General features: G+C 58.1%; 16 protein-coding genes. 11 read left to right on the top strand and 5 right to left on the bottom strand.

Annotation, left to right across the window (positions count from 1 at the left end; genetic code table 11):
* Positions 1 to 38 precede the first annotated feature (38 nt).
* The 4 genes from VGU61_RS04490 to VGU61_RS04475 are packed head-to-tail and all read left to right on the top strand — an operon-like array spanning position 39 to position 2,900.
* Positions 39 to 932 carry a DMT family transporter gene (locus tag VGU61_RS04490; protein WP_326857901.1) on the top strand — a complete coding sequence of 298 codons (894 nt, stop codon included), beginning with the start codon at positions 39 to 41 and terminating at the stop codon, positions 930 to 932.
* A gap of 59 nt (positions 933 to 991) precedes the next feature.
* Complete coding sequence (locus tag VGU61_RS04485; RefSeq protein WP_326857900.1) at positions 992 to 1,585, top strand: LemA family protein; 594 nt, start codon at positions 992 to 994, stop codon at positions 1,583 to 1,585.
* Positions 1,586 to 1,599: 14 nt separating this feature from the next.
* A complete protein-coding gene (locus tag VGU61_RS04480; RefSeq protein ID WP_326857899.1) occupies positions 1,600 to 2,400 on the top strand; it encodes a TPM domain-containing protein in 801 nt (266 codons plus the stop codon).
* Complete coding sequence (locus tag VGU61_RS04475; RefSeq protein ID WP_326857898.1) at positions 2,400 to 2,900, top strand: TPM domain-containing protein; 501 nt, start codon at positions 2,400 to 2,402, stop codon at positions 2,898 to 2,900. Before VGU61_RS04480 ends, VGU61_RS04475 begins: the two co-directional genes overlap by 1 nt.
* Positions 2,901 to 3,191: 291 nt before the next feature.
* On the opposite strand, the gene VGU61_RS04470 is transcribed toward VGU61_RS04475, so the two are convergent.
* Positions 3,192 to 3,395, bottom strand: a complete 204-nt coding sequence (locus VGU61_RS04470) for a hypothetical protein (RefSeq protein WP_326857897.1) — start codon at positions 3,393 to 3,395, stop codon at positions 3,192 to 3,194.
* 161 nt (positions 3,396 to 3,556) lie between these two features.
* Positions 3,557 to 4,993 carry a D-alanyl-D-alanine carboxypeptidase/D-alanyl-D-alanine endopeptidase gene (gene dacB, locus VGU61_RS04465; protein ID WP_414691594.1) on the bottom strand — a complete coding sequence of 479 codons (1,437 nt, stop codon included), beginning with the start codon at positions 4,991 to 4,993 and terminating at the stop codon, positions 3,557 to 3,559.
* A gap of 68 nt (positions 4,994 to 5,061) precedes the next feature.
* On the opposite strand from dacB, the gene VGU61_RS04460 reads away from it, so the two are divergent.
* From VGU61_RS04460 to groL, 4 genes are all read left to right on the top strand, one after another.
* Complete coding sequence (locus VGU61_RS04460) at positions 5,062 to 5,532, top strand: MarR family transcriptional regulator (protein WP_326857895.1); 471 nt, start codon at positions 5,062 to 5,064, stop codon at positions 5,530 to 5,532.
* A 128-nt stretch (positions 5,533 to 5,660) separates the two neighbouring features.
* Positions 5,661 to 6,080, top strand: coding sequence for an organic hydroperoxide resistance protein (locus VGU61_RS04455; protein ID WP_326857894.1), 420 nt, complete (start codon positions 5,661 to 5,663; stop codon positions 6,078 to 6,080).
* Between the two features lie 356 nt (positions 6,081 to 6,436).
* Positions 6,437 to 6,727 carry a co-chaperone GroES gene (groES, locus tag VGU61_RS04450; protein WP_326857893.1) on the top strand — a complete coding sequence of 97 codons (291 nt, stop codon included), beginning with the start codon at positions 6,437 to 6,439 and terminating at the stop codon, positions 6,725 to 6,727.
* A 161-nt stretch (positions 6,728 to 6,888) separates the two neighbouring features.
* Entirely contained in the window at positions 6,889 to 8,538 is a 1,650-nt protein-coding gene (groL, locus tag VGU61_RS04445; protein ID WP_326857892.1) for a chaperonin GroEL, read from the top strand.
* Positions 8,539 to 8,636: 98 nt separating this feature from the next.
* On the opposite strand, the gene VGU61_RS04440 is transcribed toward groL, so the two are convergent.
* The 3 genes from VGU61_RS04440 to VGU61_RS04430 all read right to left on the bottom strand — a co-directional run bounded on the left by VGU61_RS04440 (position 8,637) and on the right by VGU61_RS04430 (position 11,235).
* A complete protein-coding gene (locus tag VGU61_RS04440) occupies positions 8,637 to 9,158 on the bottom strand; it encodes a hypothetical protein (RefSeq protein ID WP_326857891.1) in 522 nt (173 codons plus the stop codon).
* A 142-nt stretch (positions 9,159 to 9,300) separates the two neighbouring features.
* A complete protein-coding gene (gene ylqF, locus VGU61_RS04435) occupies positions 9,301 to 10,230 on the bottom strand; it encodes a ribosome biogenesis GTPase YlqF (RefSeq protein ID WP_326857890.1) in 930 nt (309 codons plus the stop codon).
* A 63-nt stretch (positions 10,231 to 10,293) separates the two neighbouring features.
* Complete coding sequence (locus tag VGU61_RS04430) at positions 10,294 to 11,235, bottom strand: histone deacetylase family protein (protein ID WP_326857889.1); 942 nt, start codon at positions 11,233 to 11,235, stop codon at positions 10,294 to 10,296.
* Between the two features lie 156 nt (positions 11,236 to 11,391).
* Between VGU61_RS04430 and VGU61_RS04425 the strand changes: the two genes are divergently transcribed.
* From VGU61_RS04425 to VGU61_RS04415, 3 genes are all read left to right on the top strand, one after another.
* Complete coding sequence (locus VGU61_RS04425; RefSeq protein WP_326857888.1) at positions 11,392 to 12,312, top strand: MoxR family ATPase; 921 nt, start codon at positions 11,392 to 11,394, stop codon at positions 12,310 to 12,312.
* Between the two features lie 7 nt (positions 12,313 to 12,319).
* The gene (locus tag VGU61_RS04420; protein WP_326857887.1) at positions 12,320 to 13,318 is read left to right on the top strand and encodes a DUF58 domain-containing protein; all 999 of its coding nucleotides are present in this window, start codon (positions 12,320 to 12,322) and stop codon (positions 13,316 to 13,318) included.
* Positions 13,318 to 13,696: DUF3488 domain-containing protein (locus VGU61_RS04415; protein WP_326857886.1), on the top strand; the 379-nt coding region annotated here is incomplete at its 3' end. The genes VGU61_RS04420 and VGU61_RS04415, both read left to right, overlap by 1 nt.

Raw genomic sequence — 13,696 nt, 5'->3', positions numbered from 1 at the left:
GAAATGCGCATTGTAACTTGCCATGCTATCGTTTCGGCATGACCTCACTTTCCCGCAAAGACTGGATTCTTCTCGTCCTCCTTACCCTCTGTTGGGGCGTCAACTGGCCAATCATGAAAATGGCTGTGCGCGACTTCCCTCCCCTCACCTTCCGCACCATCAGCATGCTCGGGGGTCTGCCCGTCATCTTCATCGCGGCGAGAATGCAAAGCGCCTCGCTCGCCATACCCGCCGGAAAACTCGGACAGGTCATCAAGCTGGCCATCCCGAATATGCTGATCTGGCACGTCCTGATTATTCTCGGGGTCAAGATGCTTAGTTCCGGCCGCGCCGCGATTCTCGGTTATACGATGCCGGTATGGGCCGTGCTCTGCGCGCTGATCTTCTTCCGGGAAAGGCCGGCCCCGGCGGCATGGCTCGGAATCGGCCTGGCATTGGGCGGCGCCCTGCTGTTGCTGTCGAGCGAAATCGTCACCCTGACCGGCCAGCCGATGGGTAGTGTCGTCGTCCTTCTTGCAGCGGCCGGCTGGGGATACGGCACGGTCCTGATGAAACGCACCCAGCTCGACATGCCGACCATATCCCTGACTTTCTGGATGTTGCTGCTGACCACGATTGTCATGATTGTCGTTGCCTTCGCCTTTGAACGTCATGCCTGGCGCATGCCTTCGAGCATTGAATGGCAGGCCATCATCTATAACGCGCTGATCATTTTCGGCTTCGCCCATACGGTCTGGTTCAAGCTGGCACGTACCTTGCCACCAATCGCATCGAGCCTGTCCGTGATGATGATCCCGGTGCTGGGTGTTTTTTCCGGTGCATGGCTGTTAAACGAGACGCCACACTGGCAGGACTACGCGGCGATGGGACTTATCCTCGTGGCAATGAGTACCGTGCTGTTGAAACCGCGCGGCGTGCCCATAAATAAGTGACAAAATTGCAAATCCTTTGCAATTTTGGAACATCGATACGAACAATGAGGGACATGAGAATGAAGACATGGATGAACTGGCTCGCTGCCTTTTTTCTGGCATCGGTCCTGAGCGGCTGCGGTTACAACGAATTCCAGGCCAAGGATGAAAGCGTCAAGGCTGCCTGGGGAGAAGTGGTCAACCAATATCAGCGCCGTGCCGATCTGATCCCCAACCTTGTCAATACCGTCAAGGGCTATGCCGGCCATGAAAAGGAAACCCTGGAATCGGTGACGAGGGCACGCGCCGCTGCGACCAGCTTCCAGATCACGCCGGAAGTCCTGAACAATCCGGAAGCCTTCCGCAAATTCCAGGAAGTGCAAGGCGAGCTGTCATCGGCCTTGTCCCGCCTGATGGCAGTCTCGGAAAATTATCCGCAGCTCAAGGCGGACGGTCTGTTCCGCGACCTTCAATCGCAACTGGAGGGGACCGAGAACCGCATCACAGTCGCCCGCCAGCGTTATATAAAGTCGGTGCAGGAGTACAACGTACTGGCGCGCAGCTTTCCGACCAATTTGACTGCCATGGCATTCGGCTATGAGACCAGGCCGTCGTTCACGGTGGAGAATGAAAGAGCCATTTCCACCGCGCCTGCCGTCAACTTCGGAAAATAAGCGGACGCAATCCGATGAACATCGTGCGCATGTTTCTGGGCTTGTTGCTGGCCGCGCTCATGGGGAGCGCCGGCGCGCAGGACTTCGTGCCGGTGCCGCCATTGCAAACCCGGGTGACCGACCTGGTCGGCATGCTCACGCCTGCCCAACGGGCATCGCTCGAAAACGTGCTGAAGGAATATGAGACCCGTACCGGCAGCCAGATCGCGGTGCTGCTGGTCAGCACGACCGCGCCGGAAGCCATCGAGCAATACAGCATCCGGGTTGCGGATGAATGGAAGCTTGGCCGCAAGGGCGTGGATGACGGCGTGCTGCTGCTGGTTGCCAAGGACAATCCGCCGGCACTGCGCCGCTTGCGTATCGAGGCGGGCCGCGGCGTCCAGGGCTCGCTGACGGATGCGCAATCCAAACGGATACTCCAGGACGTCATTGCGCCGCATTTCCGCCAGAACGATTTCTACGGAGGATTGGCGGCCGGCATCTCGGCAATCGCCAGCCTGCTCGACAAGGAACAACTTCCCGCGCCGACGGCGAACCAGCCTGAAGAAGGTTTCGATTTCTCCATCCTCCTCTTCTTCGGTTTCATGTTCCTTTTCATGCTCATGTCGCGGATCGGTTCGTCACGCCACAAGAGGCACGCGCGTGGCGGCTGGGGCCGGGCGCCGGGCGTCATCCTTGGCGGAGGACTGGGCGGCTACGGTGGGTATGGTGGCTTTGGTGGCGGCGGATTCGGCGGTGGTGGCGGCTTCGGCGGGGGCGGCTTCTCCGGCGGTGGTGGCAGTGCCGATGGCGGCGGCGCTTCGGGGAACTGGTGATGCGCACCCTGTCTCGGCTATTCAAGCATCTTTTTACCACCGGCTTCGCCACCCGGCGCGCCTTCCCCGATGCTACGCTGAAAGACATTCAGGCCGTGATTGCGGAAGGCGAAACACAGCACCGTGCCGAGGTCCGCATGATCATCGAGCCGGGACTGTCGGCTCAGGCGGTTCTAAGCGGAATGTCATCAAGAGAACGCGCCTGCGAACTCTTTTCGGATTACCGGATATGGGATACCGAGGAAAACTGCGGCGTCCTTATCTATATCAACCTGGCGGACCATCAGGTCGAGATCGTTGCCGACCGGGGTGTCGGCCGAGTCATCGAAGCCAGGGACTGGACAGCGATCTGCAACAGCATGACGCGCGGCTTCGCACACGGCGATTTCCATGATGGCGTCCTTGCCGCGCTCCGACAGTTGAACTTGCTTCTGCAGCAGCACTATCCGGATGACGGATCCCGTCAGAATCAGCTTTCCGATCAACCGCTGATGCTTTGATCCACGCCCAAGCACAGCACCTTCTCACGTATCCAGCCTGAAGACGCCCCTCACGGCCGACTCATTTCCTGGGAAAGATGTCAGCTGCTCGCAGGTGTGCGATGCGTTCCTCGTCGCTCGGGTGTGACCTGAGATAGTTGAGCGGTGTGTTGCGGCGCAATCCGGTTCGTCTGCTGTTTCGGCCCCCCTGTTGACTGTCATCGTTCCGGCCACCGTTGTCATGGCATGTTGATGGGCATCGCCCATTCTCTCGATCAGTTCCGCCATCGGGGACAGGGGCAACCCTTTGGTCTACATCATGGCAATCGCATACTGGTCGGCCCCGCGCTCGAAGTCACAAGAATATTTTTGATCCGGAAGAAAACTCGGCACGACCGCAAGCGCGCTCGATACATCGCCGATCATCGGATTCACAGCGGCATCGGCGCCCAAAGCCTGCATCAGCGGACGTAACGAATGGCGCCGCTGTACGTGTCGGAGCGTGTCGGAGTTCATGCGCCAATAAGATCACCCCGGTCCCGGAGCTTCTCGAAAACGATGTTGCCCGGCTCCAGACGAACAATCCTGTTATGGCAAGCATGACGGGGAACAGGAGCAGTGCACGGCAGTTGTCGCCGGCGGTCGCCCGTAAACGAAATCGAAAACCCCGGGATGGCCTATCCCTGCTCGTGGATCCACTGTAACAACGCATCCTGCGCCATCTGCCCTTTGGCCGCGTTCGGGTGATTGATCATGAACACCACGACGTACCGTTTGCCGGAAGCGGCCAGGACATAGCCCGCGATGGCGCGCACCTCGTTCAGCATGCCGGTCTTGATATGAGCATAACCAGCAACGTTCTGTGTCCGCAGGCGCTGCCTCATCGTGCCGTCGTAGCCGACGACCGGCAGCGACGACATGAATTCCGGCATGGTTGGCGACTGGAAGACGACACTGAGGACGCGCGCCATCGTCGCTGGAGAGATGCGTTCGATACGCGACAAGCCGGAACCGTTCTCGATACTGAGTTCCGGCGCATCGATGCCCTTATTTGTCAACCATGTCCGCACTACTGCCGCGCCATGGTCCGGTGTGGCGGACAGTTTCGTCACGTTGCCGGCAATCGTCAGGAGCAACTGCCGGGCCATGACATTGTTGCTGTACTTGTTGATGTCCCGGATGACTTCCGACAATGAGACGGATTCCCATTCGGTGATAAGACGCCCACTTGCAGGCACGAGCCCATCGCGCACCTCGCCGTGAAACGTGCCGCCAAGCTCGCTCCATATATGTCGGAACACGGCCGCAAAATACTGCGTGCTCGTCATCTCGTAAGGATGAAAGTACCAGGTGCGGTCGCCGCAGGCGGCGGAATAGGTTCCTGCGAAACGGGCCCGGCCGCTTTCAATCACCGGCGACAGCTTTGCCCGCCAGTTGCCGCATTCATCCTTTGACAGCTTCGGCGCCACGACCGGATATCCCGCCAATGGCGGATCGACGATCATGTGTACCTTGCCGGTCATCGGATCGGGTAGAAAACGGAAACCGAGTGCCTTGTAATTCAGGAGCAATGCGTCCGGGCCGACGTTGTAGGTTCTTGTCGGATCGCCGTCGAAGGCAGCAGGGTCGAAAGGGGTGTCCTGGAAGGCGCTGCGGTCAAGCACCAAGTTCCCGCGAATTTCGCGAATACCCTGAGCCCGGATGCGACGCAGAAAAAGCCAGAAATTTTCCACGACCAGTTTCGGATCGCCGTTACCCTTGAAGATCAAATCTCCCAACAAGGCATCGCCTGCCTGCTTCCCATCCGCATATACCTGTGTCTTCCAGGTATATGTCGGCCCCAGCAGCTCCAGCGCGGCACTGCTGGTCACCAGTTTCATGGTCGATGCCGGATTGAATGGTGTGCTCGGATTGAAAACGGCCATTACCGGTCCGCCACCGACCTCCTGCACGTACACGCCCGTTGCCTGAATCGGGATCTCACTTTGCTTTAATGCGTCCTCGACGACGGACGGCAACGCTCTGGGGGAAACAGTACACGCAGTTAAAAGAGTACTCGCCGTTAACAATGTAACTAAGAAACAAGCTGCTTGGAGTCTGTGGGGAATTCGCATAGGATGAGAATGATATCTCCGTCCAATTCAGGAACGTTTCCGATTATCCCACGGTAGAGTCCGTTTACATGTCCAAATCCAACCCCTTGCCGACGTTCGCGCCTGACGATGCCCTGGCGCTCGACAACCAGCTCTGCTTCGCCTTGTATTCCGCTTCTCTGGCAATGACCAAGACCTACAAGCCTTACCTGGACAAGCTCGGACTCACTTATCCGCAGTACCTCGTGATGCTGGTGCTCTGGCAACAGGACGATGTGCTCGTCAAGGCAATCGGAGAACGGCTGTACCTCGACTCAGGCACGCTCACCCCGCTGCTCAAGCGGCTGGAAGCCTCGTCGCTGATAGCTCGCACCCGCGATGAGGCGGACGAAAGGCAAGTGCGTATTACGCTGACGAAAGAAGGGCGTGCGTTGAAGAAAAAGGCGCAATGCATTCCGCAGCAAATTCTTTGCGCCAGCGGGCAGACGCCGGATGCCATACAGGAATTGCGCGAACAATTGACGGCAATTCGAAACGACTTGGCCCGAACCCACGTCTAAGAATCTGATGCGTATCGCGAGCAAGCGCGCATCGGCGGGCGATTTTATATTGCACACAATTTAATTGTGTACTATATTTGCATCTCGTCTGCTGCTCATTTCGATTTTTCACTAACAAGGAGAACTTCATGCAAATTCTGTACACCGCACAAGCAACTGCAACCGGAGGCCGCGATGGCCGGGCCGTTACCAACGACAAGCATCTGGACGTCAAGCTCAATACTCCGAAGGAGCTTGGTGGTGCCGGTGGCGATGGAACCAATCCCGAGCAGCTTTTTGCTGCCGGCTATTCGGCGTGCTTCATGTCCGCGTTGAAATTCGTTGCCTTGCATACCAAGGTTAATCTCCCGGCGGACGCTGCGGTGACGGCAGAAGTGGGGATCGGCCCCAATGACAAAGGCGGATTCGCCCTGGCCGCGGAGTTGAAGGTTTCCTTGCCAGGCCTCGATCCGGCAGCGGCACAAGCGCTCGTCGCCAAGGCACACGAGGTTTGCCCTTACTCGAACGCAACCCGAAACAATGTCGACGTGAAAGTCGGCCTCGCTTAAGCCGAGTACCTGAAATAACGCCAGTCAGCAGGACGACTGGCGCACATCGACCTCCGCCCCGACGGAGGTTTTTTATTGGGCGGCACTGAATTCCTTCCGACCTGCTTGCGGAGACAATGCGGCCGCTTACCGGCAAGTCGGCAGGTAAGAATGGATCACTGATGGACATTTTTACATGCCCATCGCTTGAAAAAAGCAAAGGCCGCCCCTATACTTAGCACTCGCCAGGGTAGAGTGCTAACAAACAACTTCCCTGGCCCTAACATTTCCAATGCGGCCTGGTTGCATAACGGAATGCCTTTTGCAGCAAGCTTGCCGCAAAACAACTATAACTTATTGAATTTAAAGGAGTTTGTATGAACCTTCGTCCTTTGCACGATCGCGTTATCGTCAAGCGTCTGGACCAGGAAACCAAGACTGCGTCCGGCATCGTTCTTCCCGAGGCAGCAGCGGAAAAGCCTGACCAGGGCGAAGTACTGGCAGTCGGCAACGGCAAGATCCTTGAAGACGGCAAAGTACGTGCGCTCGACGTCAAGGTTGGCGATCGCGTTCTGTTCGGCAAGTACTCCGGCCAAAGCGTCAAAGTCAGCGGCGAAGAACTACTGGTGATGCGCGAAGAAGACATCATGGCAATCGTCCAGAAGTGACAGCGATGTCCAAGAGCGCCGGCATAGCCGCCGCGATTGGAAACATGCCGTCATCCCCGCGAACGCGGGAATTCAGAGATGCCCGACCGCAGGACATCATTTAATCGGCTTCTCTGGACTTCAAAAATACATACCCGTTTAAATTTTAAGGAGTAACAAACATGGCAGCTAAAGAAGTCGTATTCGGCGATGCCGCTCGTGCCAAAATGGTTGAAGGCGTCAACATTCTCGCCAACGCCGTTAAAGTCACCCTTGGCCCGAAAGGCCGCAACGTCGTTCTGGAGCGCTCCTTCGGTTCCCCGACCGTCACCAAGGACGGTGTTTCGGTCGCCAAAGAGATCGAACTGAAAGACAAGCTCATGAACATGGGCGCGCAGATGGTCAAGGAAGTTGCATCCAAGACTTCCGACAATGCCGGTGACGGCACCACGACTGCGACCGTGCTGGCACAGGCAATCGTTCGCGAAGGCATGAAATTCGTCGCCGCAGGCATGAACCCGATGGATCTGAAGCGCGGTATCGACAAGGCAGTCGCGGCAACCGTCGAAGAACTGAAGCAGATCGCCAAGCCCTGCACCACTTCCAAGGAAATCGCCCAAGTCGGTTCGATCTCCGCCAACTCCGATAGCTCCATCGGCGAGCGCATCGCTGAAGCAATGGAAAAAGTCGGCAAGGAAGGCGTCATCACCGTTGAAGACGGCAAGTCGCTGAACGACGAACTTGATATCGTGGAAGGCATGCAGTTCGACCGTGGCTACCTGTCCCCGTACTTCATCAACAATCCGGACAAGCAAGTCGCCATCCTCGAGAACCCGTTCGTCCTGCTGTACGACAAGAAAATCTCCAACATCCGTGACCTGCTGCCGGTACTCGAGCAAGTCGCCAAGGCCGGCCGTCCGCTGCTGATCATCGCTGAAGACATCGAAGGCGAAGCGCTGGCAACTCTGGTTGTGAACAACATCCGCGGCATCCTGAAGACCTGCGCCGTCAAGGCTCCTGGTTTCGGCGACCGTCGCAAGGCAATGCTGGAAGACATCGCTATCCTGACCGGCGGCCAGGTAATTGCGGAAGAAGTCGGCCTGACACTCGAAAAGATCACCCTGAACGACCTCGGTCAGGCGAAACGCGTCGAAGTGGGCAAGGAAAACACCACTCTGATCGACGGTGCAGGCCAGGCTGCAGGCATCGAAGCGCGCGTCAAGCAGATCCGCGTTCAGATCGAAGAAGCGACTTCCGACTACGACCGTGAAAAGCTGCAGGAGCGCGTTGCCAAGCTGGCTGGCGGTGTTGCAGTGATCAAGGTTGGCGCAGCGACCGAAGTCGAAATGAAAGAGAAGAAGGCCCGTGTTGAAGACGCGCTGCACGCGACCCGCGCAGCCGTTGAAGAAGGTATCGTTCCGGGCGGCGGCGTGGCATTGCTGCGCGCACGTGCGAACCTGAAACTGCAGGGCGACAATCCGGACCAGGACGCAGGCATCAAGATCGTTCTGCGCGCCATGGAAGAGCCGCTGCGCATGATCGTCCAGAACGCCGGCGAAGAAGCATCCGTCGTTGTCAACAAGGTCCTGGAAGGCAAGGGTAACTATGGTTACAACGCTGCAAACGGCACCTATGGCGACATGGTTGAAATGGGCGTGCTGGATCCGGCAAAAGTGACCCGTTCGGCGCTGCAAAATGCCGCATCGATCGCTTCGCTGATGCTGACGACCGATTGCATGGTTGCCGAGCTGGTGGAAGACAAGCCAGCCGCAGGCGGCATGAGCGGTATGGGTGGCATGGGTGGTATGGGTGGCATGGACGGCATGATGTAATTTGCCGACTGGTGGAACGTGGTAGCGTTCCGCCACCTGATCGCAAAAAAGCCCGCTTCGGCGGGCTTTTGTTTTGCTTGGTTGGGTACATGCACGCCCTAATCCGATCGAGCGTCCCTTACGACGTAGTAGTTAATGTTCTGGCTTTCTGGGGCAAGCGGTGTAATGACCTTTTCCATATAACTGACGTTCAACTGATGCGCATCCCTTACCGTATTGCGATAGCGTTCCACATCGGCAGCGTCCAAGTCGAACGGAACCTGCCTTTCGACCAAACCCTTAGCGGGTTTCGCAAGGTAAACGGATGCAATTTCCCACTTATCATTCACCTCTGCCCGGCGCGCCGCTAGGTTTGCATAGGCATAAGCATTCTCGCGGTCTTCGGTGACGTAGAGTCCCGACCCGGCTCCAAGCGAAGCATCGCGGTCAAAATTCTTGCCAGTAAGATTGAAATTAACGCCTTGTGCGGATATTGCATTGAAGTTATTGCGCGTGGAACCATGGTAGCCGACAAAGCTTGACGTGATTTCTTCACTTGAGTGGCTCAATGACAGGAACAGGTCCCATCCCGATACCAGACGGAAGGCCGGCATGCGAACGCTTCTTGCAGCCATCGTCATGGTTGACGGTTTCCACGACGATTCGTCCTTTACCTCAGTGCTATCTCTCACCACGTTTGCGCCTCGGCCAAGCACCCGCTGGTGCCTGTAACATCAGTCACATAGTAAAGCCATAAAAACCGTCCAGCCAAGCTGGGCAACTTTACTCTTCCTCGTCCTTCCAATCGTCACTCTCACCACCGTCCTGCGGCTCACCCAATAACGTCGGAGGTTCGTATGATGCAAGAAGCACCTTCCTGCTCTGCGGCGTCTCCAGGCTGATGCGTCCAAGCGCGCCACTACGGTAATCCTGCAACAGCGTATGCGCGGCCTTCTCGAAATCCAGGTCACCTCCCTTAAGCCGGTAGGCGCGCCGCTTGGCCACGCCCTCGATGACGCTCACGCCATCAATGCCCTCGGTTGGAAAACCATAGCGCGCGCTCAGCAATTGCGGATACCGTGCCAATAGCTGGTCCGCTAGAAAAGTCGCCACTTCCTCCTCAATGACCGCGTTGACGCCCACCGCATGGCTCGCGGCCAGCATCAGGCCGTCGGTTGGATGTTCGATTTTTGGCCACAGCATGCCCGGCGTATCGATCAGCACCATGTTGTTGCCAAGATAGAGGCGCTGTTGGGTCTTGGTAACAGCCGGTTCATCCCCGACCGCGGCCACGCGCTTTTTGAGCAAGGCATTCATCAGGGTCGATTTGCCGACGTTTGGAATGCCCATGATCATCATGCGCAATGGCTTGAGAGGCGTACCGCGATGCGGCGCCAGCTTCATCGCCATACCGGGAACCTTGGCCACATCCGCAGGCTTCTTGCAGCTCAGGGCAACCGCATGGACGTCCTTCTGGCGATTGTATTCATCCAGCCAGGCTTTGGTTGCGACCGGATCGGCCAGGTCGGCCTTGTTCAGAATTCTCAGGCAGGGGCGTTGCCGGAACTTGCGCAGCTGTTCGATCATCGGGTTGCTGCTGGCCTGCGGCAAACGGGCATCGACGACTTCGATGACCAGATCGGTCTTTTCCATGGATTCCGCCGCCTTTTTGCGGGCGGCGTTCATGTGACCGGGGAACCATTGTATGGACATGCTTGGCTTACGTAGCGAAATCGAGCCGCTATTCTACTCGCTGGACCATGCCGGCATGCCGCCTCAGTCGATGTCGGCCAGCACTTTGAGATGCGCGACGACGCTCCGTCCAAGCGCCGACAGGTTATAGCCGCCTTCGAGGCAGCTTACGATGCGTCCCTTCGCATGCTCCAGCGCGACCTGCTTGATCTGTTGCGTGATCCATGCATAGTCCGCCTCGACAAGACTCATCTGCCCAAGGTCATCTTCACGGTGAGCATCAAAGCCGGCGGAGATGAAAATGATTTCCGGCTTGTGGGCATGCAATGCCGGCAACCATTTTTCGAGAACCAGCTGGCGAACCTCGTCGCCTTTTGTATAAGCGGGGACCGGCACATTGACCATGTTCGCGCCGGTTCTCCGCGCGCCGCTGTAGGGATAAAACGGATGCTGGAAAAAACTGACCATCAGCACCCGAGGTTCGTCGATGAAGCTTTCCTCGGTGCCGTTGCCATGATGCACGTCGAAGTCGACGATGGCCACGCGTTGCAATCCATGTGCTTCGATTGCATGGCGGGCGGCGATCGCCACATTGCCGAAAAGGCAAAACCCCATTGCTTCCGACGGTCGCGCATGGTGACCCGGCGGCCGGATTGCGCAAAACGCATTGTCGATCTCGCCTGCAATCACCGCGTCGGTGGCGGCAATCGCCGCGCCCGCCGCTCGCAAGGCCGCATTCCAGCTATGCGCGTTCAGCAGGGTATCTCCGTCAAGCGGATAGTATTCCGGGCCACCGCCCGTCAGCGGCGGCACGTTATCGTGTATGCGGGCAATGGCCTCGGTACTGTGAACGCGAGCGATGGCGGCAAGCTCGGCAACGGGCGCCTCCCGGCATTCGATCAGGCTATCGATACGGCTGGCAATGAGCTGATCCTCGATGGCTTGCAGGCGGTCCGGCGATTCGGGATGCCATGAACCCATTTCGTGGCGCTTGCAATCAGGATGACTGTAAATGGCTGTTGTCATTTCGTTAGGGAAAGATATGCGCTACGATTCTCGAATAGAATCATCATAGTTTAGCGAAGAAAGCGATCTCTCACCGTCACGACGCGTTCCGCTCGATTACACTACCCCGCGTTCGATCGAAGCGGCATGCGTTTTCCACCCTGTATTGATATATTCATGTTCAACAAAGTCCACGCCGTTGCAAAACAAGTCAGCCAGATCGTTGTAGGCAAAGACCTGCAAATCCGCCAGTCGCTGGTATGCCTGCTTGCCGGCGGCCACTTGCTGATCGAAGATGTGCCCGGTGTCGGCAAGACCACGTTGGCGCATGCGCTGGCCATTTCACTTGGCCTGAAATTCAACCGCTTGCAATTTACCAGCGACCTGCTGCCGGCCGACGTACTCGGAATCTCGGTATTCAACCGCGAAACGAGCGGTTTCGTTTTCCATCCCGGCCCGGTGTTCACACAGGTATTGCTGGCGGACGAGATCAACCGTGCGACGCCTAAAACGCAGTCCGCTTTGCTGGAGGCAATGGAAGAACGGCAAGTGACCGCCGATGGCGTGACCCGTGATCTTCCGCAGCCCTATTTTGTCATCGCCACCCAAAACCCGACGCATCAGATCGGCACTTTCCAGTTGCCGGAATCGCAATTGGACCGTTTCCTCATGTGCCTGTCGCTGGGCTACCCGGACGCGACGGCCGAGCGGGCGCTGTTGATGGGCGAGGATCGGCGTTCGATGCTGCGTTCGCTGCCGACCGCGATGCGGCCGGAAGAGTTATTGGAAGCGCAACGCATGCTGAAAGAGGTGCATGTATCGACAGCGCTGGTCGATTATGTCCAGGCACTGGCGCAGGCATCGCGCCAGGGCGGCCTGTTCGCAGAAGGCTTGAGCCCGCGTGCGGCGATTGCGCTGCTGCAGGCGGCACGCGCATGGGCCGCGCTCGAAGGCCGCGATCACGTCATTCCCGAAGATGTGCAGGCGGTCCTGATACCGGTTGCAGCCCATCGACTGCGTCCGCTGAAATCCGCCAGCGGATCAGCGCTCGGCAGCCGCGATCTCGTCGTGCAACTGATGAAGTCCGTTCCAGTCTGACGATTGCATGAACGTTTTCAGCAAGATCGAACACGCGCTGCGCAAACGCGCCAGCAAATGGCTGTTCCGTAATCGCGGCACGGAGCCGGGTGAAGTATTCCTTCATCAGCGGCGTGTATTCATCATGCCGACCCACCCCGGCCTGTTCTTCTGCGTCATGCTGGTCGCGCTGTTCATCGGGGCAGTCAATTACAACCTCAGTCTTGGATTCGGGTTCACCTTCCTGATCGCCGCATGCGCGCTGATCGACATGCATCTTACCTTTCGCAATCTGGCGCACCTCCATCTCGCAGCCGGACGCGCCACCTCGGTATTTGCCGGCGAAGAGGTGCAATTCGAACTGCACCTGATCAATCGGCGCAAGCACGACCGCTATGCGATCTGGCTCGACTTCGTGGGCGAGGGTTTGCCGGAAGTCGACCAGGCTGCGGATGTACCGGGCAACTCGACACGAAGCGTGACGCTGTCCACACCGGCACGACGGCGCGGTTGGCTTACCGCACCACGGGTTCGCCTGCAAACCCGCTTCCCGCTCGGCCTGTTGCGTGCATGGAGTTACTGGCAACCGGATGCCAGGGCATTGGTGTATCCCCGCCCTGAACAGGATGCCCCGCCGCTGCCGCTTGCGGAAGCAGAAAAGAAGGATGGACAGGGCGAGGCCGGGCAGGATGACTTCGCCGGCATACGGGGTTACCAGGCCGGCGATTCGCTGAAGCGGCTGGCATGGCGCCAGATCGCCAAGCTGGATGCGGAAATGGATGGCAGCCTGGTGACCAAGTACTTCGAAGGCGGGGCCGCGAGTGAGATCGCGCTCGATTTTTCCCTCCTTCCGCCCGGCATGGATGTCGAAGCGCGGCTATCGCGCATGACCCGCTGGGTGATCGAAGCCGAGGCGCGCGGCGTGCCCTATGCGTTTCATCTCGGCGACACGCACCTGGAGCCGGCGCTCGGCCCGACACATCGTGAAGCCTGCCTGCAGGCGCTGGCGCTCTATCAAACTGCATGATGAACACATTGCAAACACGATCCGTACTGGGTTCGCTACCAGGAAAGCTGTCCCGACCGATGGCCCGCGACAAGGCCGATGCGCTGCTATTGCTCGTCACCTGCGCGCTGGTGCTGATTCCCCATGCAAGCCATCTGCCGGCATGGATCAATATCGCCTGCACGACACTGTTGTTCTGGCGCGGCTGGGTAACTTTCCGCGGCAACCGCATGCCGCCGCGATGGCTGCTGCTGCCGCTGGCGGTGCTGTCAATGGTGGGCGTTTATTGGACATACAAGACGATCTTCGGCCGCGAAGCCGGCGTGTCAATGCTGGTGCTGCTGCTGACATTCAAGCTGCTGGAGATGCATGCGAAGCGCGACCTGTTCGTCATCCTGT

This window comes from Noviherbaspirillum sp. (assembly GCF_035944575.1).
In the GTDB taxonomy this organism is placed as follows: domain Bacteria; phylum Pseudomonadota; class Gammaproteobacteria; order Burkholderiales; family Burkholderiaceae_D; genus Noviherbaspirillum.
Note: the sequence above shows the minus strand (reverse complement) of the source record. Positions and strands in the feature narration are given on the sequence as shown.

What these genes read in the sequence shown, in the direction of transcription:
- VGU61_RS04460 (WP_326857895.1), top strand. Translation starts at nt 5,062, where the DNA reads ATGTCCAAATCCAACCCCTTGCCGACGTTCGCGCCTGACGATGCCCTG.
- VGU61_RS04430 (WP_326857889.1), bottom strand. Translation starts at nt 11,235, where the DNA reads ATGACAACAGCCATTTACAGTCATCCTGATTGCAAGCGCCACGAAATG.
- groES (WP_326857893.1), top strand. Translation starts at nt 6,437, where the DNA reads ATGAACCTTCGTCCTTTGCACGATCGCGTTATCGTCAAGCGTCTGGAC.
- VGU61_RS04480 (WP_326857899.1), top strand. Translation starts at nt 1,600, where the DNA reads ATGAACATCGTGCGCATGTTTCTGGGCTTGTTGCTGGCCGCGCTCATG.
- VGU61_RS04475 (WP_326857898.1), top strand. Translation starts at nt 2,400, where the DNA reads ATGCGCACCCTGTCTCGGCTATTCAAGCATCTTTTTACCACCGGCTTC.
- VGU61_RS04420 (WP_326857887.1), top strand. Translation starts at nt 12,320, where the DNA reads ATGAACGTTTTCAGCAAGATCGAACACGCGCTGCGCAAACGCGCCAGC.
- VGU61_RS04490 (WP_326857901.1), top strand. Translation starts at nt 39, where the DNA reads ATGACCTCACTTTCCCGCAAAGACTGGATTCTTCTCGTCCTCCTTACC.
- VGU61_RS04470 (WP_326857897.1), bottom strand. Translation starts at nt 3,395, where the DNA reads ATGAACTCCGACACGCTCCGACACGTACAGCGGCGCCATTCGTTACGT.
- dacB (WP_414691594.1), bottom strand. Translation starts at nt 4,993, where the DNA reads ATGCGAATTCCCCACAGACTCCAAGCAGCTTGTTTCTTAGTTACATTG.
- VGU61_RS04485 (WP_326857900.1), top strand. Translation starts at nt 992, where the DNA reads ATGAAGACATGGATGAACTGGCTCGCTGCCTTTTTTCTGGCATCGGTC.
- VGU61_RS04455 (WP_326857894.1), top strand. Translation starts at nt 5,661, where the DNA reads ATGCAAATTCTGTACACCGCACAAGCAACTGCAACCGGAGGCCGCGAT.
- VGU61_RS04440 (WP_326857891.1), bottom strand. Translation starts at nt 9,158, where the DNA reads ATGACGATGGCTGCAAGAAGCGTTCGCATGCCGGCCTTCCGTCTGGTA.
- ylqF (WP_326857890.1), bottom strand. Translation starts at nt 10,230, where the DNA reads ATGTCCATACAATGGTTCCCCGGTCACATGAACGCCGCCCGCAAAAAG.
- VGU61_RS04425 (WP_326857888.1), top strand. Translation starts at nt 11,392, where the DNA reads ATGTTCAACAAAGTCCACGCCGTTGCAAAACAAGTCAGCCAGATCGTT.
- groL (WP_326857892.1), top strand. Translation starts at nt 6,889, where the DNA reads ATGGCAGCTAAAGAAGTCGTATTCGGCGATGCCGCTCGTGCCAAAATG.